The sequence below is a fragment of the Metabacillus sp. 84 genome (genome assembly GCF_050107715.1).
Classification (GTDB): Bacteria; Bacillota; Bacilli; order Bacillales; family Bacillaceae; genus Metabacillus_B.
Map to the genome: position 1 here is coordinate 1 of NZ_JBNILN010000053.1, position 215 is coordinate 215.

Sequence of the window (215 nt, forward strand, 5' to 3'; positions counted from 1 at the left end):
TTGACTCGAGTAGGCGGGATTCACATATTCAACTTTAATACCCACTAGGTTTGCTTTATATTCGATGAAATGAGACAGGCGATAAAAGGACCAAGTGTGCAAATTCTTTTCGTTTTTACGGCTCGTTTTTGCCGTCTGTCTAATGTTCGCCAGTTGTTCCAAGCGAATGACAGAAATGTGATTGTCTTTTGCAAAATTGACGATTGCACGGCTCA

General features: G+C 40.9%; 1 protein-coding gene. It reads right to left on the bottom strand.

The genetic code is table 11. The annotated features are described in order from the left end of the window. Positions 1 to 215: IS200/IS605 family accessory protein TnpB-related protein (locus tag ACQCV8_RS20285; RefSeq protein ID WP_426847232.1), on the bottom strand; the 215-nt coding region annotated here is incomplete at both ends.